Origin of the sequence: Shinella sp., from assembly GCF_052438155.1 — a bacterium.
Lineage (GTDB): Bacteria > Pseudomonadota > Alphaproteobacteria > Rhizobiales > Rhizobiaceae > Shinella.
Map to the genome: position 1 here is coordinate 1 of NZ_JBQVPI010000007.1, position 22,196 is coordinate 22,196.

The 22,196-nt window shown below is 64.0% G+C and carries 20 protein-coding genes and 1 pseudogene; 11 read left to right on the top strand and 10 right to left on the bottom strand.

All coding sequences use genetic code 11. The features are described 5' to 3' along the window. Positions 1–92 (top strand): annotated as a pseudogene (purU, locus tag ACT6VE_RS14550) (formyltetrahydrofolate deformylase); the annotation flags it as partial. 75 nt (positions 93–167) lie between these two features. Here purU and ACT6VE_RS14555 read toward each other — a convergent pair. Then, positions 168–1,562 carry an MFS transporter gene (locus ACT6VE_RS14555; RefSeq protein WP_444799293.1) on the bottom strand — a complete coding sequence of 465 codons (1,395 nt, stop codon included), beginning with the start codon at positions 1,560–1,562 and terminating at the stop codon, positions 168–170. Between the two features lie 126 nt (positions 1,563–1,688). On the opposite strand from ACT6VE_RS14555, the gene ACT6VE_RS14560 reads away from it, so the two are divergent. From ACT6VE_RS14560 to ACT6VE_RS14585, 6 genes are all read left to right on the top strand, one after another. After that, a complete protein-coding gene (locus ACT6VE_RS14560) occupies positions 1,689–2,609 on the top strand; it encodes a LysR family transcriptional regulator (RefSeq protein ID WP_444799294.1) in 921 nt (306 codons plus the stop codon). 137 nt (positions 2,610–2,746) lie between these two features. Further along, entirely contained in the window at positions 2,747–3,976 is a 1,230-nt protein-coding gene (rlmN, locus tag ACT6VE_RS14565; protein WP_444799561.1) for a 23S rRNA (adenine(2503)-C(2))-methyltransferase RlmN, read from the top strand. Between the two features lie 116 nt (positions 3,977–4,092). Then, positions 4,093–5,046, top strand: coding sequence for an ABC transporter substrate-binding protein (locus tag ACT6VE_RS14570; protein ID WP_444799295.1), 954 nt, complete (start codon positions 4,093–4,095; stop codon positions 5,044–5,046). Between the two features lie 128 nt (positions 5,047–5,174). Next, positions 5,175–6,053 (top strand): ABC transporter permease, encoded by an 879-nt coding sequence (locus ACT6VE_RS14575; RefSeq protein ID WP_444799296.1) that lies wholly within the window; start codon positions 5,175–5,177, stop codon positions 6,051–6,053. Then, positions 6,053–6,847: an ABC transporter ATP-binding protein gene (locus ACT6VE_RS14580; protein ID WP_069060611.1), complete on the top strand. Its 795-nt coding sequence runs from the start codon at positions 6,053–6,055 to the stop codon at positions 6,845–6,847. Before ACT6VE_RS14575 ends, ACT6VE_RS14580 begins: the two co-directional genes overlap by 1 nt. 60 nt (positions 6,848–6,907) lie before the next feature. Beyond that, positions 6,908–7,504 (top strand): DUF1287 domain-containing protein, encoded by a 597-nt coding sequence (locus ACT6VE_RS14585; protein WP_444799297.1) that lies wholly within the window; start codon positions 6,908–6,910, stop codon positions 7,502–7,504. A gap of 6 nt (positions 7,505–7,510) precedes the next feature. Here ACT6VE_RS14585 and ACT6VE_RS14590 read toward each other — a convergent pair whose 3' ends face one another. Then, positions 7,511–8,152 (bottom strand): LysE family translocator, encoded by a 642-nt coding sequence (locus ACT6VE_RS14590; protein WP_444799298.1) that lies wholly within the window; start codon positions 8,150–8,152, stop codon positions 7,511–7,513. 85 nt (positions 8,153–8,237) lie between these two features. After that, the gene (locus ACT6VE_RS14595; RefSeq protein ID WP_444799299.1) at positions 8,238–9,089 is read right to left on the bottom strand and encodes an SDR family NAD(P)-dependent oxidoreductase; all 852 of its coding nucleotides are present in this window, start codon (positions 9,087–9,089) and stop codon (positions 8,238–8,240) included. A gap of 184 nt (positions 9,090–9,273) precedes the next feature. On the opposite strand from ACT6VE_RS14595, the gene ACT6VE_RS14600 reads away from it, so the two are divergent. After that, positions 9,274–10,497, top strand: coding sequence for an argininosuccinate synthase (locus ACT6VE_RS14600; protein ID WP_444799300.1), 1,224 nt, complete (start codon positions 9,274–9,276; stop codon positions 10,495–10,497). A 71-nt stretch (positions 10,498–10,568) separates the two neighbouring features. Here ACT6VE_RS14600 and ACT6VE_RS14605 read toward each other — a convergent pair whose 3' ends face one another. Both ACT6VE_RS14605 and ACT6VE_RS14610 read right to left on the bottom strand, forming a co-directional pair. Then, on the bottom strand, positions 10,569–11,873 hold the full coding sequence (locus ACT6VE_RS14605; RefSeq protein ID WP_444799301.1) for an NAD(P)/FAD-dependent oxidoreductase: 1,305 nt from the start codon (positions 11,871–11,873) through the stop codon (positions 10,569–10,571). Then, on the bottom strand, positions 11,873–13,216 hold the full coding sequence (locus ACT6VE_RS14610; protein WP_444799302.1) for a glutamine synthetase family protein: 1,344 nt from the start codon (positions 13,214–13,216) through the stop codon (positions 11,873–11,875). The genes ACT6VE_RS14605 and ACT6VE_RS14610 overlap by 1 nt, the downstream gene beginning before the upstream one ends. Positions 13,217–13,399: 183 nt before the next feature. On the opposite strand from ACT6VE_RS14610, the gene ACT6VE_RS14615 reads away from it, so the two are divergent. Then, on the top strand, positions 13,400–14,053 hold the full coding sequence (locus tag ACT6VE_RS14615; protein ID WP_069061581.1) for a GntR family transcriptional regulator: 654 nt from the start codon (positions 13,400–13,402) through the stop codon (positions 14,051–14,053). Positions 14,054–14,055: 2 nt separating this feature from the next. Here ACT6VE_RS14615 and ACT6VE_RS14620 read toward each other — a convergent pair whose 3' ends face one another. Continuing rightward, positions 14,056–14,763, bottom strand: coding sequence for an MOSC domain-containing protein (locus tag ACT6VE_RS14620; RefSeq protein WP_444799303.1), 708 nt, complete (start codon positions 14,761–14,763; stop codon positions 14,056–14,058). 166 nt (positions 14,764–14,929) lie between these two features. On the opposite strand from ACT6VE_RS14620, the gene ACT6VE_RS14625 reads away from it, so the two are divergent. Then, positions 14,930–16,183 (top strand): NAD(P)/FAD-dependent oxidoreductase, encoded by a 1,254-nt coding sequence (locus ACT6VE_RS14625; protein ID WP_444799304.1) that lies wholly within the window; start codon positions 14,930–14,932, stop codon positions 16,181–16,183. Here ACT6VE_RS14625 and ACT6VE_RS14630 read toward each other — a convergent pair. Then, entirely contained in the window at positions 16,180–16,620 is a 441-nt protein-coding gene (locus ACT6VE_RS14630; RefSeq protein WP_444799305.1) for an Lrp/AsnC family transcriptional regulator, read from the bottom strand. The two genes, ACT6VE_RS14625 and ACT6VE_RS14630, sit on opposite strands and share 4 nt — an antisense overlap. Before the next feature lie 91 nt (positions 16,621–16,711). Here ACT6VE_RS14630 and ACT6VE_RS14635 point away from each other — a divergent pair, with 91 nt between their 5' ends. Beyond that, positions 16,712–17,833, top strand: coding sequence for a saccharopine dehydrogenase NADP-binding domain-containing protein (locus ACT6VE_RS14635; protein ID WP_444799562.1), 1,122 nt, complete (start codon positions 16,712–16,714; stop codon positions 17,831–17,833). Positions 17,834–17,988: 155 nt separating this feature from the next. On the opposite strand, the gene ACT6VE_RS14640 is transcribed toward ACT6VE_RS14635, so the two are convergent. Genes ACT6VE_RS14640 through ACT6VE_RS14650 form a run of 3 tightly spaced genes read right to left on the bottom strand, consistent with a single transcriptional unit; the run spans position 17,989 to position 22,192 of the window. Beyond that, positions 17,989–19,221, bottom strand: coding sequence for a pyridoxal phosphate-dependent aminotransferase (locus ACT6VE_RS14640; protein ID WP_444799306.1), 1,233 nt, complete (start codon positions 19,219–19,221; stop codon positions 17,989–17,991). A gap of 6 nt (positions 19,222–19,227) precedes the next feature. Next, positions 19,228–20,751, bottom strand: a complete 1,524-nt coding sequence (gene amaB, locus ACT6VE_RS14645; protein ID WP_444799307.1) for an L-piperidine-6-carboxylate dehydrogenase — start codon at positions 20,749–20,751, stop codon at positions 19,228–19,230. A 22-nt stretch (positions 20,752–20,773) separates the two neighbouring features. Further along, positions 20,774–22,192, bottom strand: coding sequence for an FAD-binding oxidoreductase (locus tag ACT6VE_RS14650; RefSeq protein ID WP_444799308.1), 1,419 nt, complete (start codon positions 22,190–22,192; stop codon positions 20,774–20,776). Between the last annotated feature and the right edge of the window lie 4 nt (positions 22,193–22,196).

A 22,196-nucleotide genomic window follows, 5' to 3' on the forward strand; every position in this document is an offset into this window, starting at 1 on the left:
CGCATATTCATCACCGCACCTTCATGAACGGCAACAAGACCATCGTCTTCCCGCCGAGCCCCGGCTCCTACGCCTCCGAGCGCATGGGCTGACCAAACGACGGCCGTTAAGGCCGGATATCGTTGTATTACAGAAAGACCTCCGCCCTTGGCGGAGGTCTTGCCGTTTCAGGCCTGGCGTTTGAAGCCGCGCACAAGAGCGAGGGCGATCAGGAGCAGGATGGCGGCCACCGCGAAGGTGACATGCATGCCGGTCGCGACGGCCGCGGCGCTGGCGCCCGTCACGTCCTTCGTGCCGACGGTGAGCGTGAAGATCGCCCCCATCAGCGAGGCGCCGGTGATCAGGCCGAGATTGCGGGACAGGTTGAGCAGGCCCGAGATGACGCCGCGCTCTTCCGCGGCAATACCCGTCATCACGGCCGCATTGTTGGCGGCCTGGAAGAGCTGGTAGCCGGGCGTGAGAACGACGATCGCCAGAATATAGCCGGGAAGGCCGAACAGGGCGGACAGCACGGGCAGGCCCGCGGCACCCGCCGCCATCGTGGCAAGTCCGGCGGCGACCATGGGGCTTGCGCCGAACCGATCGACGAAGCGCCCGGCAACAACACCGGTCAGCACGGACACCACGGGGCCGATCGCCAGCACGAAGCCGACCTGCGCCGGGCCGAGGCCGAGCGTGCGCGACAGGTAGAACGGTCCGACGACCAGCGTCACCATGATCACCGTGGCGACGAGAATATTCGCTGCAAGGCTTGCGGGGAAACCGGGACGGCGGAAGGCGGAAGGCCGAATCAGCGGAAAGGCGATCCGGCGTTGCCGAAGCACGAAGAGGCCGGCACCCACGGCCGAGGCGACGACGAGTGCGACGTTCAGCGGACCGATCCGGCCCTCGCCCACCGTCATCGCCAGTGCATAGGCGGCCAGCGTTGCTGCCAGCAGGCCGGCGCCGACGAGGTCGAAACGGCCGGTCGCGGCAGCTTTGCGGTCGTCGGGCAAGAAATGGTGGACGAGGGCGAAGGCGGACAGGCCGAAAGGTACGGCGATGAGAAAGATCGCGTGCCAGCCGAAGCCCGATATCAGCAGGCCGCCGAGCGAAGGGCCGAGCGCAGTGCCGACGGCGGACATGGTGCCGAGCAGGCCCATAACGCTGCCGATCCTTTCTTTCGGCACGGTTTCGCTGACGAAGGCCATGGCAAGCGCCATCATCGCCGCGGCACCCGCCCCCTGAACGGCACGAGCCGCAATGAGCATGGGCAGCGATAGCGACAGGCCTGCCAGCAACGAGGCGACGGAAAACACCGCAAGGCCCGCCAGCAGCAACCGGCGGCGACCGAATAGGTCGCCGAGGCGCCCGATGGTGGCGATCAGCACGGTGCTGGTCAGGAGATAGGCGAGCACCACCCACTGCACGTGCTGGAAGGGTGCGGCGAAGACATCCGCCAGCGTCGGCAAAGCGACATTGGCGATGCTGGTGCCGAGGGAGGACAAGAGGATGGCGAGCGAGAGGCCGGCAAGGGCTCCGGCCCGGTGACGGTTCGCCGTTATGGTCTCTGTATCGTGCATGTTTTGCTCCTTGGGATCCTCAGAGCAGGTAGCCCTCCGCGTGATAAGGCGGAAGGTGCATCATTTGCATTCTATTCGTGCGCTTGACGCCATGTCATCTTTTCGCGGGCATGCTAGGATCGCGCCATGTCACGACCCGATCTCAATCTTCTCGTCACGCTCGATGTGCTGCTCGCCGAGGGCAATGTGGCGCGGGCGGCGCAAAGGCTGCGGCTCAGCCCCTCGGCGATGAGCCGTGCGCTCGCGCGGTTGCGGGAGGTGACCGGCGATCCGTTGCTCGTGCGGGCCGGGCGGGGGCTCGTGCCGACGCCGCGGGCGCTGGAGCTGCGCCAGGAGGTCGGCCAGGTCGTTGCGGCAGCCGAAGCGCTGCTGCGCCCGGCAAAACTTCTTGATCTCGCGACCCTCGAGCGGACGTTTACGCTCCGCAACCGCGAGGGTTTCGTCGATACGTTCGGGCCGGCCTTGCTGGGGCGCCTCACGCGGGAGGCGCCCCATGTGAAAATCCGCTTCGTTCCAAAGCCCGACAAGGAAAGCACGCCGCTGCGCGATGGAACGGTCGATCTCGAAACGGGCGTGATCGGCGATACGACGGGACCGGAAGTGCGGGCGCAGGCGCTGTTTCGCGATCGTTTCATCGGTGTCGTGCGCAAGGGGCACCCGCTGCTCGACGGCGCGATCACGCCGGAGCGCTACGTGCAGGGCAGCCATATCCTCGTTTCCCGCGGCCGGCGTGAGCGCGGCCCGGTCGACGAGGCACTGGCTTTCATGGGGCTAACGCGCACCGTTGCCGTTACTGTCGCCAGTTTTGCCGAGGCGGTGACGCTCGCGCGGCACTCCGACCTGATCGCCCAGGTCTCCGACCGGTCGACCCTGTCGCTTCGCGACGACATGGCGAGTTTCCCGCTGCCGATTGCCCTGCCGGACTTCACCATTTCCATGCTCTGGCATCCGCGCATGGATGCTGATCCGGCGCATCGCTGGCTGCGTGCATGTTTCCGCGAGGTCTGCACTGGCAAGGCAGGTGACTTTGTGCCGGAACAATGCTAAAGGGCCGGCAACTGGGTCCTGAGCCGCATCAAGCGGCACCGGTGGGCCCGCAACGAACTTCTGTCGAGCATGGACCGCTTGCGACGCAAAAGCCTGCGCCAGCCCGTCCTGTTCCTGAGGATGACCCGATGGCAAGCATGGATTTTCTCAACGCGGCCGAGCCCGTCAAGGCACCGGCCGCCCGCACCGTTCCCGCCGCCGAAAAGCCGTCGCTGATCGGCCTTTCGCGCGAGGATATGGGCCGCGCGCTCGCTGACAAGGGCGTCGCCGAGCGCCAAGTGAAGATGCGCGTCAGCCAGCTCTGGCACTGGCTCTATGTGCGCGGCGTCTCCGATTTCGACGACATGGCGAATATCTCCAAGGACATGCGCGAAATGCTGAAGACGCATTTCACCATCGCCCGTCCGGAGATCGTCGAGGAACAGGTTTCCGCCGATGGCACGCGCAAGTGGCTGCTGCGTTTCCCGCCGCGCGGCGCGGGCCGGCCGGTCGAGATCGAGACCGTCTACATTCCCGAAGAAGGCCGCGGCACGCTGTGCATTTCCAGCCAGGTCGGCTGCACGCTCACCTGCTCCTTCTGTCACACCGGCACGCAGAAGCTGGTGCGCAACCTGACGGCCGAGGAAATCCTCGCGCAGCTGCTGCTTGCCCGCGACCGCCTCGGCGATTTCCCCGACCGGGACACGCCGGCCGGCATGATCGCGCCGGCCGAAGGCCGCAAGGTCTCCAACATCGTCATGATGGGCATGGGCGAGCCGCTCTACAACTTCGAGCACGTCAAGACGGCGCTGTTGATCGCGACCGACGGCGACGGCCTGTCGCTCTCCAAGCGTCGCGTGACGCTGTCGACATCGGGCATCGTGCCGGAAATCTATCGCACGGGCTCCGAGATCGGCGTCATGCTGGCGATCTCGTTGCATGCGGTGCGCGACGACCTGCGCGACATGCTGGTGCCGATCAACAAGAAGTATCCGCTGAAGGACCTGCTGGAGGCCTGCCGGGCCTATCCGAGCCTGTCGAATGCACGCCGCATCACCTTCGAATATGTGATGCTGAAGGACGTGAACGATTCACTGGAGGACGCCAAGCTGCTCACCCAGCTCCTGAAGGGCATTCCGGCGAAGATCAACCTCATCCCGTTCAATCCCTGGCCGGGCACGAACTATCAATGTTCGGACTGGGAGCAGATCGAGCGTTTCGCCGATTTCATCAACCAGGCCGGCTATGCCTCGCCGATCCGCACCCCGCGCGGCCGCGACATCCTTGCCGCCTGCGGCCAGCTGAAGTCGGATTCGGAGCGCATGCGCAAGGTCGATCGCATGGCCTTCGAGGCGATGATGATCGTCGGCCACGGCGAGGACGACTGAGGGGCGGCGCTTCCGCCTCCTATCAGAAAATGTGATTGAAGAAGCGGATTCCGAGAATTGATTTGAACGACCGTTTTGCCTAGAAACGGGTCGAAATCATTCTAGGGAGGCCCTCCATGCGTCAACTTCTCCTCGCTTTCGCGGCAACGCTCGCGATTTCGCTGCCGGCCAAGGCCGAAAATGTCACGGTTGCCGTGACGGCCATCGTCGAACATCCGGCACTGGATGCTGCTCGTGACGGCGTCAAGGAAGCGCTGGAAGCGGCCGGCTACAAGGAAGGCGAGAACCTGACGTTCCTCTACGAGTCGGCGCAGGGCAACCCGGCGACGGCAGCGCAGATCGCTCGCCAGTTCGCCGGCGAAGAGCCGAACGTCATCGTGCCAATCTCCACGCCGTCCGCCCAGGCCGTCGTCTCCACGACGCGCGACATCCCGGTGGTCTTCACGGCCGTTTCCGATCCGCTTGGCGCGCAGCTCGTCAAGGACATGGACAAGCCCGGCGGCAACGTCACGGGCCTGTCCGACATGTCGCCGGTCGCCGAACACCTGGCGCTGATCAAGGAAATCCTGCCGAACGCCAAGACCATCGGCTTCCTCTACAATTCGGGTGAAGCCAACTCCGTTTCGCTGCTTGCCGTGCTGAAGACGGAAGCGGAAAAGGCCGGCCTGACGGTCGTCGAATCCGCCGCCACGAAGTCGGCTGAAGTGCAGGGTGCCGCCCGCGCGCTCGTTGGCCGTGCCGATGCGATCTATATCCCGACGGACAACACGATCATCTCGGCGCTGGAAGGCGCGGTTGCTGTTGCCGTGGAGGCAAAGCTGCCGCTCTTCACCGCCGACACGGATTCCGTTTCGCGCGGCGCCGTCGCAGCGCTCGGCTTCAACTACAAGGACGTCGGCCGCCAGACGGGCGAGATCGTCGTGCGCATCCTCAAGGGTGAAAACCCGGGCGACATCGCGGTGAAGGTTGCCGCCGGCACGGACCTCGTGGTCAACAAGTCCGCTGCCACCAAGATGGGCGTCACCCTTCCGGAAGCAGTCATCGGTCGCGCGACCCGCGTCATCGAATAATCTGCCGGTTCGCCGGACATTTCCAATCGCAGCCAACCGCTGCCGGATCGCCCGGCAGCGGTTGATCTGTTAAAAAGGCCCCTCCCGCGCCAAGACGCGGAATGGGTGAAGAGAGAAAGCCAAGAGCCGTGAGCCTGATTGCCTTCTGGGGTGCCGTTGAACTGGGGCTGGTCTATGCCTTTGTCGCGATCGGCGTTTACCTTGCCTTCCGCGTGCTGGATTTTCCGGACCTGACCGTGGACGGTTCGTTTCCGCTCGGTGCAGCCGTCACGGCGGTGCTGATCATTGCGGGCGTGAACCCCTGGCTTTCGGCGGCGGTCGCCATGCTGGCCGGCGCTGGTGCCGGCCTCGTGACGGCGATGCTGAACGTGCGCTTCCGCATTCTCAACCTGCTCGCCTCGATCCTCACCATGATCGCGCTCTTCTCGGTAAACCTGCGCGTGATGGGCAAGCCGAACGTCGCACTGATCAATGCCGACACGATGATCAGCCCGTTCTTCGGGCTGGGCCTGCGTGATTTCTATGTCCGACCGCTGTTCGTCGGCGTTCTCGTCGTCGTTGCCGTCATTGTCGTCTGGCGCTTCCTGGAAAGCGATGCCGGCCTTTCGATGCGCGCGACCGGTGCGAATGCCCGCATGGCCCGCGCGCAGGGCGTCGACACCAACCGTCAGGTCTATCTCGGCATTGCGCTCTCCAATGCGCTTGTGGCGCTCGGCGGCGCGCTTTTTGCGCAGACGAACGGCTTTGCGGATGTCACCTCCGGCGTCGGCACCATCGTTGTCGGCCTTGCCGCGGTCATCATCGGTGAGACGCTGTTTGGCGCGCGCGGCATTCTGCTGGCGCTGATCGGCTGCGTGTTCGGCTCGATCCTCTACCGTATCGCGATCCAGCTGGCGCTGTCCTCCGACGTGCTCGGCCTTCAGGCCTCCGACCTCAACTTCGTGACGGCGCTGCTTGTCACCGTGGCGCTCGTGCTGCCGCGCCTTCGTCGCGGGGGAGCCGCCTGATGATTTCCGTTTCCGATATCAAGGTCGTCTTCGGCAAGGGCACGCCGCTGCAGAAACAGGCGCTGAACGGCGTCAGCCTGACCATTGAGGAAGGCCAGTTCGTCACCGTCATCGGCTCCAACGGTGCCGGCAAGTCGACGCTGCTCGGCGTGTTGGCCGGCGACGTCATCGCGACCGAAGGGCATGTGAAGATCGGCACGGTGGACGTCACGCGCCAGGGTACGGCGGCGCGCGCCGGCCGGGTCGCCCGCGTGTTCCAGGACCCGCTGACCGGGAGCTGCGGCGCGCTCTCGATCGAGGAAAACCTGGCACTTGCCGCCCGTCGCGGCGAACGGCGCGGACTGTCCTCGTCGCTCGGCCCCAAGCGCCGGGCGCATTTTCGCGAGCGCATCGCCGAACTGAACCTCGGGCTTGAAAACCGCATGCGCGACCGCATGGACCTCCTGTCCGGCGGCCAGCGCCAAGCGGTGTCGCTCGTCATGGCGACGCTCGCCGGATCCGACGTGCTGCTGCTCGACGAGCACACCGCAGCGCTCGATCCGGGCATGGCGGAATTCATCATGACCCTCACGCAAAAGATCGTGTCCGAGCGCAAGCTGACGACGCTGATGGTGACGCATTCGATGCGCCAGGCGCTCGACTACGGCCACCGCACGGTGATGCTGCATGGCGGCGAGATCGTGCTCGATGTGGCCGGTGACAGCCGCAAGGACCTTCAGGTCGAAGACCTGATCGACATGTTCCGCAAGATGCGCGGCCAGACGCTGGACGACGACGCCCTGCTGATCGGCTGACGCCCACAAAGCGCCTGAATCCGGCAGCAGCTTTCTTCCGTTGGATTTTGGGGGATGCGCATGCTGTTTCGCCGCACGCTGCTGGCCGGTGGCCTGTCTTCAGGGGTTGTGCTCGCGCTGCCGGCAGTCTTGCGGGCAGAGGCCGCACCTGCGGATCGGCTCGTTGCGGCCGCGCGAAAACAGGTCGGCGTGACGCTGACCTATGATGCAGCCTATTCCAGGCTCGATTATCCCGGCGGCGACGTGCCGCGCGAGCGGGGCGTGTGCACCGACGTGCTCGTCCGGGCCTACCGGGACGGGCTCGGCATCGACCTTCAGGTGCTGGTGCACGAGGACATGCGGCGCGCCTTTTCTGCCTATCCGGCGCTCTGGGGCCTGAAGAAGACGGACCGCAACATCGACCATCGCCGGGTGCCCAACCTCCAGGCGTTCTTCAAGCGAGCGGGTGCGGCATTGGCGTCGAGCGAGAATTACCTGCCGGGTGATATCGTCTCGCAGATGCTGCCCGGCAATCTGCCGCATATCGGCATCGTGGCGGATGAGCGTTCCTCCGATGGCTCCCGGCCGATCGTCGTGCACAATATTGGTGCTGGTGCGCGTCTGGAGGACGTGCTTTTTGCCTATCCAATCACTGGGCACTATCGCTACGGCGTGTGACCGCCTTTACTTCGCCTGGGTGAAAAAAATCTTCATCGCGAAGACGGAAAACACGCCGGCAAAGGTGTAGTCGATGCCGCGCAACACCTTGGGGTTCTGCTGGAGCCAGGCCGAGAGCTTGTCGGCTGCCAGGATGACGGCGACGTTCACCGGTATGCCGACGACGATGAAGAACAGGCCGAGGAAGATCAGCTTGCCGGTGACATCCGGGTCGCCGGCGGAGATGAACTGCGGCAGGAAGGTCATGAAGAAGATGATGACCTTCGGGTTGAGCAGGTTCACCCAGAAGCCGCTGGAAATGTTCGAGAGCGCCGTGCCCTGCGGCCCTGCGGCCGTCTTTACGGAGAGGTTCGAGCCGGAACGGATCGCCTGAATGGCGAGCCAGAGCAGGTAGGCGGCGCCGCCGGTCTTCAGGATCATGAAGGCCGTGGGCGAGGCGGTGATGAGTGCCGAAATGCCGAAGGCGACGAGCAGCGTGTGCACCACGATGCCGAGGCTGGTGCCGATCACCACGAAAAGCGCCGGCCTACGGCCCTGAGACAGCGCCCGGCTGATCGAGAGTGTCATGTCTGGCCCGGGAGTGACTGCAAGCAGCAGGCTTGCGGCCGTGAAGGTGAGAAGCGTCGGAAGGGTGGGCAGGACGTCCATGATGGTGTTTCTCGAAAGCCGGGAAAGGGTGAGAAATCCCTAGTCCGGCTTCCGGAAAAATACCAATCAAGCTTTGTGATGGACGTTATTCACCTTCGACGAAGGCCCGGAATTTTGCCGCATAATCCTCGTGCCAGCGTGACAGCGGCGGGCGGTTTTCGATGACGTCGCCGATCGCCCAGGCCATGCGGCGTTGGTCGAGTGCGCGGGGCACGTCGTTGTCCGGGCAGAGGATGTAGAAGTCGCCGCGCTCCAGGCTTTCCAGCATGAAATCGACGGTCTGGGCGGAGGTCCAGGCGGCATCCGGCTTTTCCGTGCGGTCGCCTCTGGTCAGGCCGGTGAAGACGAAGCCGGGGATGAGCAGGTGGGCGGAGATATTTGCGCCCTCGGTGTTGCGCAATTCGTGCTGGAGGGCTTCGGTAAACACCTTCACCCCGGCCTTGGAGACATTATAGGCCGGGTTGCCGGGCGGCGTGGTGATGCCCTGCTTGGAGCCGGTGTTGATGATGAGGCCCGGTTCGCCATGGGCCAGCATGTTGGGGCCGAAGACCTGGCTGCCGTGGATGACGCCCATCAGGTTGACGGCGAGGATATGGTCCCAGTTGGCCTCGGCGCTGAAGATCGAGGTGGCCGGCTGGATGCCGGCATTGTTCATCAGCACATGCACGCGGCCGAAACGCTGGAGCACGGCGCGTTCCAGTGCTTCCAGTTCGTGACGGTGGGCGACGTCCGTCTCCACCGCCATGATGTTTGCTTCGCCGGCGATCGCTTCGAGTTCGGCGCGGGCTTCGCCGAGCCGGTCGCCGCCGAGATCGGCAATCGCGACGCTCATGCCGGCCTCGGCGAAACGCCGTGCGGCGGCCAGCCCGATGCCGGAGGCGCCGCCGGTGATGACGGCGACATTGGCTTGCTTGATGATGTCCTGGATGTTCGTCATGGGGCACCCCTTCCATGGTTTACTGAGGCGAATATGGGTTGCGATGGCGCGCTGTCAAACCTGGCTTGCATCAGGAAGCCTCCCGCCTCACCCTTGCGTCACGCGCCAACTTCGCTAAAAGTGCCGCGACACCGGGCCTTGCGGGCTTGCCGCAGATCCTCTCCATGCAACGGACCTCATCACCATGGCATCTTACAAAGACGTGAAAAAAGTCGTGCTGGCCTATTCCGGCGGCCTCGACACCTCGATCATCCTGAAATGGCTGCAGACCGAACTCGACGCGGAAGTCGTGACCTTCACGGCCGACCTCGGCCAGGGCGAAGAGCTGGAGCCGGCGCGCAAGAAGGCCGAGATGCTCGGCATCAAGGAGATCTTCATCGAGGACGTGCGCGAGGAATTCGTGCGCGATTTCGTCTTCCCGATGTTCCGTGCCAATGCGGTCTATGAAGGCGTCTATCTGCTCGGCACGTCGATTGCCCGTCCGCTGATCTCCAAGCACCTGATCGAGATCGCCGCCAAGACCGGTGCCGATGCCATCGCGCATGGCGCGACCGGCAAGGGCAACGACCAGGTCCGCTTCGAGCTGTCGGCCTATGCACTGAACCCGGATATCAAGATCATCGCGCCGTGGCGCGACTGGTCGTTCAAGAGCCGCACGCATCTCTTGGAATTTGCCGAGCAGCACCAGATCCCGGTCGCCAAGGACAAGAAGGGCGAAGCGCCGTTCTCGGTGGACGCGAACCTGCTGCACTCGTCCTCCGAGGGCAAGGTTTTGGAAGACCCGGCTGTCGAGGCACCGGAATATGTGCACATGCGCACGATTTCGCCGGAAGCCGCTCCCGACAAGGCGACCACCATCAAGGTCGGCTTCGAGCGTGGTGACGCGGTTTCGGTCAACGGCGTGCGCATGTCGCCGGCTACCCTGCTTGCCACCCTCAACACCTATGGCCGCGACAACGGTATCGGCCGCCTCGACCTCGTGGAAAACCGCTTCGTCGGCATGAAGTCGCGCGGCGTCTACGAGACGCCCGGTGGCACGATCCTGCTCTCTGCCCACCGCGCTATTGAATCCATCACGCTCGACCGGGGTGCCGCACACCTCAAGGACGACCTGATGCCGCGGTATGCCGAACTGATCTATTACGGCTTCTGGTTCTCGCCGGAACGCGAAATGCTGCAGGCGCTGATCGACCGCAGCCAGGAGCATGTCGAAGGCGAAGTCACGCTGAAACTCTACAAGGGCAATGTCATGGTCACCGGCCGTGAATCGGTAAAGTCGCTCTATTCCGACAAGCTCGTCACCTTCGAAGACGACCAGGGCGCCTACGACCAGAAGGACGCCGCCGGCTTCATCAAGTTGAACGCGCTGCGCCTGCGCACGCTCGCCGCCCGCAACCGCCGCGGCTGATCGACCGTTTGTCCATGAAAAAGCCCGCTGTTGGAAACAACAGCGGGCTTTTTGCTTGAGAGGAGCCGGTCTCAGAGGCCGAAGGCGTCCTTGAACTGGTACCACCAGGAGCCGATGGTGGAATATTGCGCGCGGAACGTGCGGCCGCCCGGGAAGGGGATCCAGGGCAGTTTTTCGAACTGGCTGAAGCGTGACAGGTCGCCGTGGATCGCCTCGCTGAGGATGCGGCCGAACAGGTGCGAGCCGGTGACGCCGTGGCCGCTGTAGCCATGGGCGAAATAGGTGTTCTTGCCGATCTTGCCCATCTGCGGCACGCGCGAGAAGGACAGCGCAAAATTGCCGCTCCAGGCGTAATCGATCTTCACGCCCTTCAGCGACGGAAAAACCTTTTCGAGGTTCGGGCGGATTTTTGCCCGCACGTCGGCCGGGTCGGTGCCGCCATAGACGGTGCCGCCGCCGAAGATCATGCGCTTGTCGGCCGAGAGGCGGAAATAATCGAGGATGTAGCGCACGTCCTCGACGCACATGTCGCTCGGGATCAATGCATCGGCGCGGTCGCCGAGCGGTTCGGTTGCGACCATCTGGGTCGAGACCGGCATGACGCGCGAGACGAGTTTCGGCACGACATGGCCGAGATAGGCATTGCCACAGATGACGGCGGTGTTTGCCGTCACACTGCCGCGCGCGGTGTGGATCACCGGTTTTTCGGCTTCATGCTCGACGCGGATGACGGGCGACTGTTCGTAGATCACGCCGCCGAGCGATTCCAGCGCCTTGGCCTCGCCGAGCGTGAGGTTCAGCGGGTGCATGTGGCCGCCGGTCGTGTCCAGCATGCCGCCGAGATAGGCGTCAGTGTTCACCAGCTTGCGGATCGCCGCCTTGTCGAGCATCTGGTGGTCGTCCATGCCGTAGCTCTTCCACAGAGCCTTCTTGTGCTCCAGGTCCTTCATGTGGGCAGGCGTGTAGGCTGCATAGATGTTGCCGGTCTTCATGTCGCAATCGATGTCGTATTGCGAAACGATGCGGCGGATGATCTTACCGCCTTCCTGCACGAGGCTGCCGACAAAGGCGCCGGCCTGATCGCCGTAGCGGCGCTTGATCGTGTCGAGGCTGGCATTGAGGCCGTTGACGATCTGGCCGCCGTTGCGGCCGGACGCGCCCCAGCCGATGCCTGCACCTTCGACCATCACGACCTTGTAGCCCTTTTCGGCAAGGTGGATGGCGGTGGACAGGCCGGAATAACCGGCGCCGAGCACGGCAACGTCGGCCGTCACCGCGCCTTCGAGCACTTTTGGCGTGCGGAGGATGTTGCGCGAGGCGGCGTAGTAGCTGTCGGGATAGGTGCCGTTGCCGGCATAGGATTCATTCTTAGCCATCAGACGATTTCCAGGTAGGCGCTGAACTCGAAGTCGGTCACCTGTTCGGCGAAGCCGGCGATTTCCTGCCGCTTGCAGGCGATCAGCATGGAGCGGAGATCCGCGTCGAAAATTTCGGAGACGATCGAGCCATTCTCGAAGGCGGTGACGGCAGAACCCCATTCCGAGGGGATGCGCGGCAGCTGCGAGAGATAGGCGCGGCCCGAGACCGGTGCCGGTGGCTCCCACTTGTTGCGGATGCCGACAAGTGCGGCGCCGAGAATGGCGGCCATGACGAGATACGGGTTGGCGTCGGCACCGGCGACGCGGTGTTCGATGCGGCGTGCCTTGTTGCTGCCGCCGGGAATGCGGATGGCGGCTGTGCGGTTTTCATAGCCCCAGGAGACGGAGGTCGGCGCGTGTGTATCCGGCCGCAGACGGCGGTAGGAGTTGAAATGCGGCGCGAAGAGCAGCGTCGATTCCGCCATGCCGCGTGTGAGGCCCGCGACGGCATGTTTCATGATGTCGGAGCCCTCAGGCGTGCCGTCGTCGAAGACATTGTTGCCGTCCTCGTCGATCAGGCTGAAATGCATGTGCATGCCGCTGCCGGAACGCATGCCGTAGGGTTTTGCCATGAAGGTGGCGGCAAAGCCGTGTTTGCGGGCGATGCCCTTGATGATGCGCTTGAAGAACAGTGCGTCGTCGGCGGCCTTCAACGGGTCGTCGGAATGCATCAGGTTGATTTCGAACTGGCCGATGCCGTTTTCAGCGACGGCGGAATCCGCCGGCACGTTCTGCCGCTCGCATTCCGCATAGACGTCGGAGAAGAACTGGCCGAAATCGTCGAGTTCGTCGATCGACAGAATGGCGTCGGAATCCAGCCGCTTGCCGGTATAGGGCGAGATCGGCGGCTGGGCATGGTCCGGCTCGGCGTCGATCAGGTAGAATTCCATCTCCGAGGCGACGACGGGGCGCAGGCCGAGTTCGTGATACTGGCGCACGATGTTGGCGAGCGCCTGGCGCGGATCGGCGAGGAAGGGCTCGCCGCTCTCCTTGAACAGCCAGAGCGGCACGACGGCCGATGGTTTCAGCGTCCAGCTCACAGGGAGTGCGCCGCGGCCGGTTGCCGCGCAGATGCCGTCCATGTCGCCGCTCGCGAAGACGTGGCTCGAGCCGACGATGTCCTCGCCCCAGACGTCCACGCCGACGATGGAAAGCGGCATGCGGATGCCGCCCTTCAACACCTTTTCCGCCTGCCCGACGGGCACGCGCTTGCCGCGCAGGATGCCGTTCAGATCGCAGACGACGGCCTGGATGCTTTCCACGCCATCGGCGGTGATCAGCCAATTGGAATCTTCGTTCATCGCCCTCGTCTTTCTATATCACATAGTAATATTTGTGATCACATTTTGGAAATATGCACACTTTCTTGTCGCCGGTCAAGCTGCTAGAACCTGTCACAAGGGGTAGGATAGCACCCTGCAGCCGGTCACAGGAGGGATGGATTGGGCAATTTGGCGCTTGAGCCGCTGGACCGGCCGGAAGGCATGACGACGCATGAATATGCGCATCGGCGCCTGCGCCAGGCGATCATGGTGGGCTCCATCCGGCCGGGCGAATCACTGACCATTCGCGGCATTGCGGAGGCGATGGAATCGAGCCCGACGCCCGTGCGCGAAGCCCTGCGGCGCCTCAGCTCCGAGGGGGCACTCCGGGTGCTCGACAACAGGCGCATCATGGTGCCGCGCATGACGGCGGATCGCTTCAGCGAGCTGGTCTCGCTGCGCTCCGTGCTGGAACAGCATGCCGCCCGCCGCGCCGTGCCGCACATCACCGAACGGCGCATCGACCGCCTTGCCGAGATCGACAAGGCGCAGGACGAGGCGATTTCCCGCAAGGACAACGGGACGGCCCTGTTGCTGAACCAGGAATTCCATCGCACGCTATACACTGCCAATCCAGAGCAGGTGATCATGCCGATGGTGGAGAGCATCTGGCTCCAGCTCGGCCCCTTCCTCGGCATCGCCATGGAACATGTCGCCCAACTCTATTTCGTCGATCGTCACGTGGAGGCCATCGAGGCGCTGCGCAAGCGCGACGAGGATGCCGTGGCGGCGGCGATCAAGGCCGATATCTCTGAGGGCATCGGCGGCTTCGAGCGCGCGGCGATCGAAAACCTGCTGCGGCTTGCCGGGCAATAGGTCTAATCGACCGTCACAGTATCTCCAAGGGCGATCCGTCCCGGGGTGACCACCCTTGCCAGCACGCCAAATCCGCCGCCGCCGTGTTTGGCGATCGTGTGCAGCACATCCTTGTCGAACGGCACGCCGGGCTGGCCAAGCGCGGTAAAGGCGCAACGCGCGCAGGGCTCGAGGATTTCGATGACCGCGTTGCCGGCGCGCAGGATGCGGCCAATGAGCTTTTGCTCGACGAAATCGACGTCACCCGCATCTGTACCGATCAGGATGTTGGGCCGAAAACGCCTGATGTCGAGGACGGCCGTGGGCAACAGTGCTTGCAGGTGTGCCAGCGAAGACGTGGTCAGAATATGCAGGTGATCGCGATCATAACGCGGTGCCGCACCCGTTTCGCCGAAGGGCAGGAACTGGACGGGAAATTCGAGATGGTCGGAAGCGACCCCGTCGGCGGTCGGCGAGGGGAGGGCATGCCATGCGGTGCCATCGCGGCTGATTTCCGGTCCATCGACAGCCGCCCGCGATTGGAGCCCCGGAACCGGCCGCCAGCGCCGCTCTTTTTCCGGCGCCGCAACGGCCTTGCTGTCTTTGTCGAACAGCCCCCATTGGCGGTCGCCGACGATACCGGCTTCGTCGAGCTCGGCGGTTTCGAGCTGTTCTCCGGTCAGCGAGCTGACGGGATAACGCCAGAGTTCGCGCGTGGTACCAAACTGCATGCCGCTTCCTTTCGAAGGTCCCCTCGTGCCGTGACGCTATCGCCGCATCCGGCCGGTGTCCATCTCTGGCGCCTGAAGGCGCTTTGCCGCAAGCAAGCGGCTTGCATCCCCCGTTCGGCCCATGCAATGGATCAGAAAACCTGAATGTGGACTATGGGGCAGGCACATGAAGACGGACGTCATTGTTCTCGGCGCGGGCGTGATCGGCATTTCGACCGCGATCCATCTGGCACGGCGCGGCAAATCGGTGGTGCTCGTCGATCGCCGGGGTGCTGCGGAAGAGACCTCCTATGGCAATGCCGGCCTGATCCAGCGCGAGGGCGTCTTTCCCTATGGCTTTCCGCACGATTTCGGCGCGTTGTTCCGCTATGCGCTGAACAACACGATCGACGCGCATTACCATCTGTCGGCGGTCCCGAGCATCATTCCGTTCCTGGCGCGCTACTGGTGGCATTCCGGTTTCCGCCAGCACCAGAGCATCGCCCATCTCTATGCGCCGCTGATCGAGCACTCGATCACCGAGCATGCCGACCTGATTGCCGCCTCCGGCGCAGACGACCTCATCCGCAAGGATGGCTGGATGAAGGTTTTTCGTTCGGAGAAGGCGCGCGACGCAGCCTATGCGGACGCGGAAAAGCTGTCCGCCAATTTCGGCGTGAACCACCAGAAGCTGACGACGGCGGAAGTGGCTGCGGCCGAACCCTCCATCCGCGCCGAGCTGACCGGCGGCCTGCGCTGGACCGATCCGTGGTCGATCCTCGATCCGCAGAGCCTGATGAAGCGTTACCTCGCCTATTTCCAGTCGCTCGGCGGCACGCTCCAGTCGGGTGACGCTGCGACCATCGAACATGTGCTGGAAGGTGAGGGCTGGCGCATCGCGACGCCGGACGGGCCGCTGGAAGGCAAGGAAGTCGTCGTGGCGCTCGGCCCCTGGGCCGATACCGTAACGCGCAAGCTCGGCTACCGCTTCCCGCTCGCCGTCAAGCGCGGCTATCACATGCACTACGGTGCGGAAGAGGGCGCACACCTCAACAACTGGGTGCTCGATGCCGAGCGCGGCTATTTCCTCGCGCCGATGCAGCGCGGCATCCGCCTCACCACTGGCGCCGAATTTGCGAGGCGCGACACGCGCAAGACCCCGGTGCAGCTCCGCCGCGCGGAAAAGGTGGCGCGCGAATTCTTCCCTCTCGCCGAACGGCGCGACGAAGAACCGTGGATGGGCTGCCGCCCCTGCACGCCGGACATGATGCCAATCATCGGAAAGGCGCCGCGCCATTCCGGCCTCTGGTTCGCCTTCGGGCACGCCCACCACGGCATGACGCTCGGCCCGATCACCGGCCGCGTGCTGGCGGAGAAGATGCTGGGCGAGCGGACGGTCATCAATATCGGCCCCTACCGTCCGGAGCGCTTCATCGCCTAGCGGCGAATGCGCGTCGATAGGATGATAGACGACAGCGTGCGTTCCACGCCGTCGATCGCGCCGATCTTGTCGATCAGGTGATCGAGTTCAGCGATGGATGCCGCCTCGACCACGGCGATCAGGTCGAAACTGCCGCTCACCGAATGCAGCGTGCGCACGGCGGAAATGGCGTGCAGCTCCGTCGTGATTCGCGCCAGCGTCTTTGGCGCGATGGTGATCAGCACGTGCGCTTTCACCATGCCGCTCTCATAGGCGTCCGAGAGTTTGACGCCGTAGCCGGCGATCACCCCGTCGCGTTCCAGCCGATCGATCTTTGCCTGCACGGTGGTGCGCGACAACCCGAGCTTGCGGGCGATCGTCGCGGTCTGTTCGCGGGCGTTCTCGCTGAGAATGGCGAGAAGTTCGCGATCCTTGGTGCCTAGTGTCGAAATGCTCATTTTTACCGTCATTCTGCCGATACTGATGATGTATTATGCCAGATGTGGCGCTTTAAATCGACAGTGACAGCCTTCAAAATTAGCGCATCAAATCATGCCGGAGGGAAATCACATGAAAGACATCGTCGTCATCGGCGCAGGCAAGATCGGCTCGACCATCGCCCGCATGCTGGCTCACAGCGGGGATTACCGCGTCACCGTCGCGGACCGTTCGGACGAACAGCTTGCCGCCGTCGAGCGTCACGATGCCGTTTCGACCGTCGTCGTCGACATCGCCGACGCTGTCGCCATGAAAGCCCTGCTGACCGGCAAGTTCGCCGTTCTTTCGGCCGCTCCCTACCACCTGACGGTCGCCATCGCCGAAGCCGCAGCGGCTGCCGGCGTGCACTATCTCGACCTCACGGAAGACGTCGAATCCACCCGCCACGTCAAGCGCATCGCAGAAACCGCCAAGACGGCCTTCATTCCGCAGTGCGGCCTCGCACCGGGCTTTATCTCGATTGTCGCCAACGATCTCGCCAGCCGCTTCGATTCGCTCGAAAGCGTGCGCATGCGCGTCGGCGCCCTGCCGCAGTACCCCTCCAATGCTCTGAACTACAACCTCACCTGGAGCACGGACGGCGTCATCAACGAATATATCGAGCCCTGCGAAGCGATCGTCGAAAGCGCGCTGATCGAGGTTCCGGCTTTGGAGGAGCGCGAAGAGTTTTCGCTCGATGGCGTCACCTACGAAGCCTTCAACACGTCGGGCGGCCTCGGCACGCTCTGCGAAACGCTGAAGGGCAAGGTCCGCACGCTGAACTACAAGACGATCCGCTATCCCGGCCACGCTGCCATCATGAAGGCGCTCTTGAACGACCTTGGCCTGCGTCACCGCCGCGAAGTCCTCAAGGACATCTTTGAAAACGCCCTGCCGACCACCACGCAGGACGTCGTCATCATCTTCGTGACCGTCTCGGGTCGCAAGGGTGGTCGCTTGATCCAGGAAACTTACGCCAACAAGGTCTACAGCGCGCCAATCGCCGGCGTCCTGCATTCCGCCATCCAGATCACCACGGCCGGCTCGATCTGCGCCGTGCTCGACATGCTGGCTGATGGAACGCTGCGCGCCGAAGGGTTTGTCCGCCAGGAAGAAATCGCCCTCGAGGCCTTCCTCGCCAACCGCTTCGGCCACCACTACGCCCAGGACCAGTACGGCGCCCGCGCCGCCTGATTTTTCCAGCCCTTCAACACCCCGGCACAAAAGCCGGGGTGTTTTCGCATCTGTGGCGCCGCCGCGGGGAAGCAGAGAACGCCAAAAGGCGCGGACCTATAAAAATGGGGCCTCTTTCGAGGCCCCTTTTCTTTTGTCGATTGTCTGGGTGCGGCTCAGGAGAGCCGCGCGACTGCGTCCGCGATGCGCTTCAGCGCTTCAGTCAGTTCCGCTTCCGACGTGGCGTAGGAGATGCGGAAAAACGGCGAGAGGCCGAAGGCGGAGCCGGGCACGACGGCGACATGGGCGTCTTCCAGCAGGTAATCCGTGAAGTCGCTGTCGGCTTCGATGCGCTTGCCCTTGGGCGTCACCTTGCCGATCACGCCGGCGCAGCCGGAGAAGGTGTAAAAGGCGCCTTCCGGAGTGCGGCAGGCGAGGCCGGGGATGGCGTTCAGCGCCGACACGACGAGGTCACGGCGGTGCTTGAAGCTCGCCTGGCGGTCCTTCAGGAAGCCCTGAGGACCGTTCAGGGCCTCGACCGACGCGGCTTGGCTGACGGAGGAGGGGCAGGAGGTCGCCTGGCTCTGGATCACGGCCATGGCCTTGATCAACGCCTTCGGGCCGCCGGCATAGCCGATGCGCCAGCCGGTCATCGCGTAGGCCTTGGAGACGCCGTTGATGGTCAGCGTACGGCTCTTCAGGCGCGGCTCGATGGCGACGGGGGTGACGAACTTGAAACCGTCATAGACGATGTGCTCGTACATGTCGTCGACCATCAGCCAGACATGCGGGTGCTTCAGCAGCACGTCGAGCAGCGGGCGGTAGTCGGCCTCGCCATAGGCCGCACCCGAGGGGTTGGACGGCGAATTGAACAGCACCCAGCGCGTCTTCGGCGTGATCGCCTTTTCCAGCTGCTCGGCCTTCAGGCGGAACCCGGCTTCCGCGTCACAGGGGATCAGCACCGGCACGCCGCCGCAGATTTCCACGATGTCGGAATAGGAGGTCCAGTAGGGCGTCGGGATGATCACCTCGTCGCCCGGATTGACCGTCGCCATGAAGGCGTTGAACAGGATCTGCTTGGCGCCGGTCGCGACGGTGACTTCGTCGAGTGCATAGTCGACGTTGTTTTCGCGGCGGAATTTTTCGGCAATCGCCTTCTTCAGGTCCGGCGTACCGTCGAGCGCGGTATATTTGGTGTCGCCGCGGTCGATGGCGGCCTTGGCGGCGGCCTTGACGTTATCCGGCGTGTCGAAATCGGGCTCGCCGGCGCCGAGGATGATGACCGGCAGGCCGTCCTTCTTCATGGCAGAGGCGCGGGCGCCGATCTGCAGGATTTTTGAGACGCCGATGGCGGCGATGCGTGAGGCGGGCGTAAAGCCCGCCTCCTCAACCTTGGTCTGGCTGTTCATATTGGCTTACTCGATATCGAAGGAGACGCCCTGGGCGAGCGGCAGGGCCTTCGAGTAGTTCACCGTGTTGGTGGCGCGGCGCATATAGGCCTTCCAGGCGTCGGAGCCGGATTCGCGGCCGCCGCCGGTTTCCTTCTCACCGCCGAACGCGCCGCCGATTTCCGCACCGGACGTGCCGATGTTGACATTGGCGATGCCGCAATCCGAGCCGTCGACCGAGAGGAAGCGTTCAGCTTCCTGGACGTTGAGCGTGAAGATCGACGAGGAAAGACCGGCCGAAACGGCGTTATGGTCGTCCAGCACGGCTTCGAAGTCGGAATACTTCATGACGTAGAGGATCGGCGCAAACGTCTCTTCGAGAACCGGGCCGGCCTGCTTCGGCATTTCGACGATGGCGGGCTTCACATAGTAGGCCGTGTCCTTGCCGGCCTCGGCAATGCGCTCGCCACCGGTGACGGAGCCGCCTTCGGCCTTGGCCGCTTCCAGCGCCTTCTGCATGCCGTCAAAAGCCTGCTTGTCGACGAGCGGGCCGACCAGCGCCGAGGTTTCCAGCGGGTTGCCGACGGAAACGCTGGTATAGGCCTTCTTCAGGCGCGGAACGAGCTGGTCGTAGACGCTGTCATGCACGAAGAGGCGGCGGAGCGTCGTGCAGCGCTGGCCGGCGGTGCCCATGGCGCCGAAGGCAATGGCGCGCAGCGCCATGTCGAGATCGGCGGACGGGCAGACGATGCCGGCATTGTTGCCGCCGAGCTCGAGGATCGAGCGGGCAAAACGCTTGGCGAGACGCGGGCCGACTTCCTTGCCCATGCGGGTGGAGCCGGTGGCCGAAACGAGGGCGACCTTCGGGTGATCGACGAGGACTTCGCCGATGGCGCGGTCGCCGATGAGGACCTGCGAAAGGTTCTTCGGCGCATCACCGAAGCGGGCAAGCGCACGCTCGAGGATCGCCTGGCTGGCAAGCGCGGTGAGCGGTGTCTTTTCAGACGGCTTCCAGACGGCGGAGTTGCCGGCGACGAGCGCGAGTGCGGTGTTCCACGACCAGACAGCGACCGGGAAGTTGAAGGCCGAGATGATGCCGACGACGCCGAGCGGGTGCCAGGTTTCCATCATGCGGTGGCCGGGGCGCTCGGTGGCGATGGTCAGGCCGTAGAGCTGGCGGGAAAGGCCGACGGCGAAATCGCAGATGTCGATCATTTCCTGCACTTCGCCGAGGCCTTCCGACGTGATCTTGCCGGCTTCGATGGAAACGAGGCGGCCGAGATCGGCCTTGGCGGCGCGCAGCTCTTCGCCCAGCAGGCGCACCAGTTCGCCACGCCGCGGGGCGGGTACGAGGCGCCATTCCTTAAAGGCTTCATGGGCGGCTTCGATGGCCTTGGCGGCATCGGCGGCCGAAATGGACTTCAGCTTTGCGATCTCCTCGCCGCTGACCGGGCTGTAGGAGGCCATGTCGCCGCCCTGCCAGGCGGCACGCGGCACGCCGAGCTTGTCGAGAAGGGCGGCGGTTTCGTGTTTCACGTCGACTTTCGTCATGGGTATTCTCCCTGATGTCTTGTTAAAAGGTCATGGCGCCGAGCGAACCCGGCGAGGTGATGGTTTTCAGCCCGGCCGCAAGCCGGCGGATCTCTTCGGGCGTGTATTTGTCGTAGAAGGCCTGGTTCTTGCGGCCGATGGCGTGTTCCGCGCTGAAGCTGCCATCGAACTGTTCGACCGCCACCGAAAACACCCAGTCGCGCAGGTCCATTTCGAAATCCGGATCGGCAAGCCTAGGATCATACTTTGCGATGACGAGGTTGAAGTGCACGCCGCCATCGCCGATATGGCCGAAGTCACAGATCGTCACGTCTTCGAAGTGATCGGGCATTTCCGCCTTCATATGGGCGAGGAAAGGCATGATGTCACCCCGGCGGAAGGACAGATCGAAGGCGATCAATCGCCCGCTATGCTTTACGCCCTCGGACAAAGCATGACGCAGCGCCCAGATCTCGTGCGGCGGGCCGACGAAGGCATCAGCGAGCGGCGCGTCCTCGCGCTCCCAGATGGCGGCCAGCACCTCTTCCAGCACCGCATCGAGCGGCTGTTCGCCCTCGCGTGGCGGGCTGGAGCGGGAGATTTCCGCAAGGATCACGAAATCCGGCACGATGCCGCCCTGGAAGGGGTTTCTCAACGACGGTACATGGTCGAGGGCGGCGCGAATGGCATTGCCGGACATGCCCTCGAAGGCCGAGAGGTAGCTGCCCAGCGCATCTTCCATGGCGACGAGGAGGGCGGAAACCTGTTCGTCGGAAGACGGAACGAGGAGCGCTGTCGCCGACTGTTTTGGCGCGGGTTCGAGGTTGAGCACGCATTCTGTGATGATGCCGAAGGCGCCGGACGTGCCGATGAACAGTTGTTTCCAATCTACGCCGGTATTGTTCTTGCGCAGATCCGAGGACAGGTCGAGCACCGTACCGGCCTCGTCGGCGAGCACCACGGTGAGGCCCAACGTGTTGCGGCGGACGTCGCCATAACGCAGGAAGCGCGAGCCGCCGGTGTTCGTGGCGATCATGCCGCCGAGGCGCGGATCGGCGCCTAGGTCGATCGGGAAGAACAGGCCGGTTTCGTCGAGCTTGCCGTTGAGGTCGGAGAGGCGGACGCCAGCACCTGCCTTGATGGTGCGGTTGACGCGGTCGAGTTCAAAGGGGGCCGTGAGGCGATCGAGGCTCAAGACGCCCTGCTGGCCGCTACCATCCGGTGTCGAGCCGGAGACGAGGCCGGTATTGCCGGATTGCGGCACCAACGCGATGCCGTTTTTCACGCAGTAGGAGACGACGGCGGAGACTTCTTCTGTCGCGGTCGGACGGGCGACGAAGGCGGCGCGGCCCTTGTCGTAGCGCGCGCCGGTCTCGTAGGCAGCCATGTCCGAGGCCTCGGTGAGAAGACCCTTCTCGCCGAGCAGGCTCTTCAGCGTGTCGATATGGCGTGCCTCGATCATTCTC

Excerpts from the sequence above, each read along its gene's own strand:
- ACT6VE_RS14555 (WP_444799293.1), bottom strand. The coding sequence starts at position 1,562 with ATGCACGATACAGAGACCATAACGGCGAACCGTCACCGGGCCGGAGCC.
- ACT6VE_RS14560 (WP_444799294.1), top strand. The coding sequence starts at position 1,689 with ATGTCACGACCCGATCTCAATCTTCTCGTCACGCTCGATGTGCTGCTC.
- rlmN (WP_444799561.1), top strand. The coding sequence starts at position 2,747 with ATGGATTTTCTCAACGCGGCCGAGCCCGTCAAGGCACCGGCCGCCCGC.
- ACT6VE_RS14570 (WP_444799295.1), top strand. The coding sequence starts at position 4,093 with ATGCGTCAACTTCTCCTCGCTTTCGCGGCAACGCTCGCGATTTCGCTG.
- ACT6VE_RS14580 (WP_069060611.1), top strand. The coding sequence starts at position 6,053 with ATGATTTCCGTTTCCGATATCAAGGTCGTCTTCGGCAAGGGCACGCCG.
- ACT6VE_RS14585 (WP_444799297.1), top strand. The coding sequence starts at position 6,908 with ATGCTGTTTCGCCGCACGCTGCTGGCCGGTGGCCTGTCTTCAGGGGTT.
- ACT6VE_RS14590 (WP_444799298.1), bottom strand. The coding sequence starts at position 8,152 with ATGGACGTCCTGCCCACCCTTCCGACGCTTCTCACCTTCACGGCCGCA.
- ACT6VE_RS14595 (WP_444799299.1), bottom strand. The coding sequence starts at position 9,089 with ATGACGAACATCCAGGACATCATCAAGCAAGCCAATGTCGCCGTCATC.
- ACT6VE_RS14600 (WP_444799300.1), top strand. The coding sequence starts at position 9,274 with ATGGCATCTTACAAAGACGTGAAAAAAGTCGTGCTGGCCTATTCCGGC.
- ACT6VE_RS14605 (WP_444799301.1), bottom strand. The coding sequence starts at position 11,873 with ATGGCTAAGAATGAATCCTATGCCGGCAACGGCACCTATCCCGACAGC.
- ACT6VE_RS14610 (WP_444799302.1), bottom strand. The coding sequence starts at position 13,216 with ATGAACGAAGATTCCAATTGGCTGATCACCGCCGATGGCGTGGAAAGC.
- ACT6VE_RS14615 (WP_069061581.1), top strand. The coding sequence starts at position 13,400 with ATGACGACGCATGAATATGCGCATCGGCGCCTGCGCCAGGCGATCATG.
- ACT6VE_RS14620 (WP_444799303.1), bottom strand. The coding sequence starts at position 14,763 with ATGCAGTTTGGTACCACGCGCGAACTCTGGCGTTATCCCGTCAGCTCG.
- ACT6VE_RS14625 (WP_444799304.1), top strand. The coding sequence starts at position 14,930 with ATGAAGACGGACGTCATTGTTCTCGGCGCGGGCGTGATCGGCATTTCG.
- ACT6VE_RS14630 (WP_444799305.1), bottom strand. The coding sequence starts at position 16,620 with ATGAGCATTTCGACACTAGGCACCAAGGATCGCGAACTTCTCGCCATT.
- ACT6VE_RS14640 (WP_444799306.1), bottom strand. The coding sequence starts at position 19,221 with ATGAACAGCCAGACCAAGGTTGAGGAGGCGGGCTTTACGCCCGCCTCA.
- amaB (WP_444799307.1), bottom strand. The coding sequence starts at position 20,751 with ATGACGAAAGTCGACGTGAAACACGAAACCGCCGCCCTTCTCGACAAG.
- ACT6VE_RS14650 (WP_444799308.1), bottom strand. The coding sequence starts at position 22,192 with ATGATCGAGGCACGCCATATCGACACGCTGAAGAGCCTGCTCGGCGAG.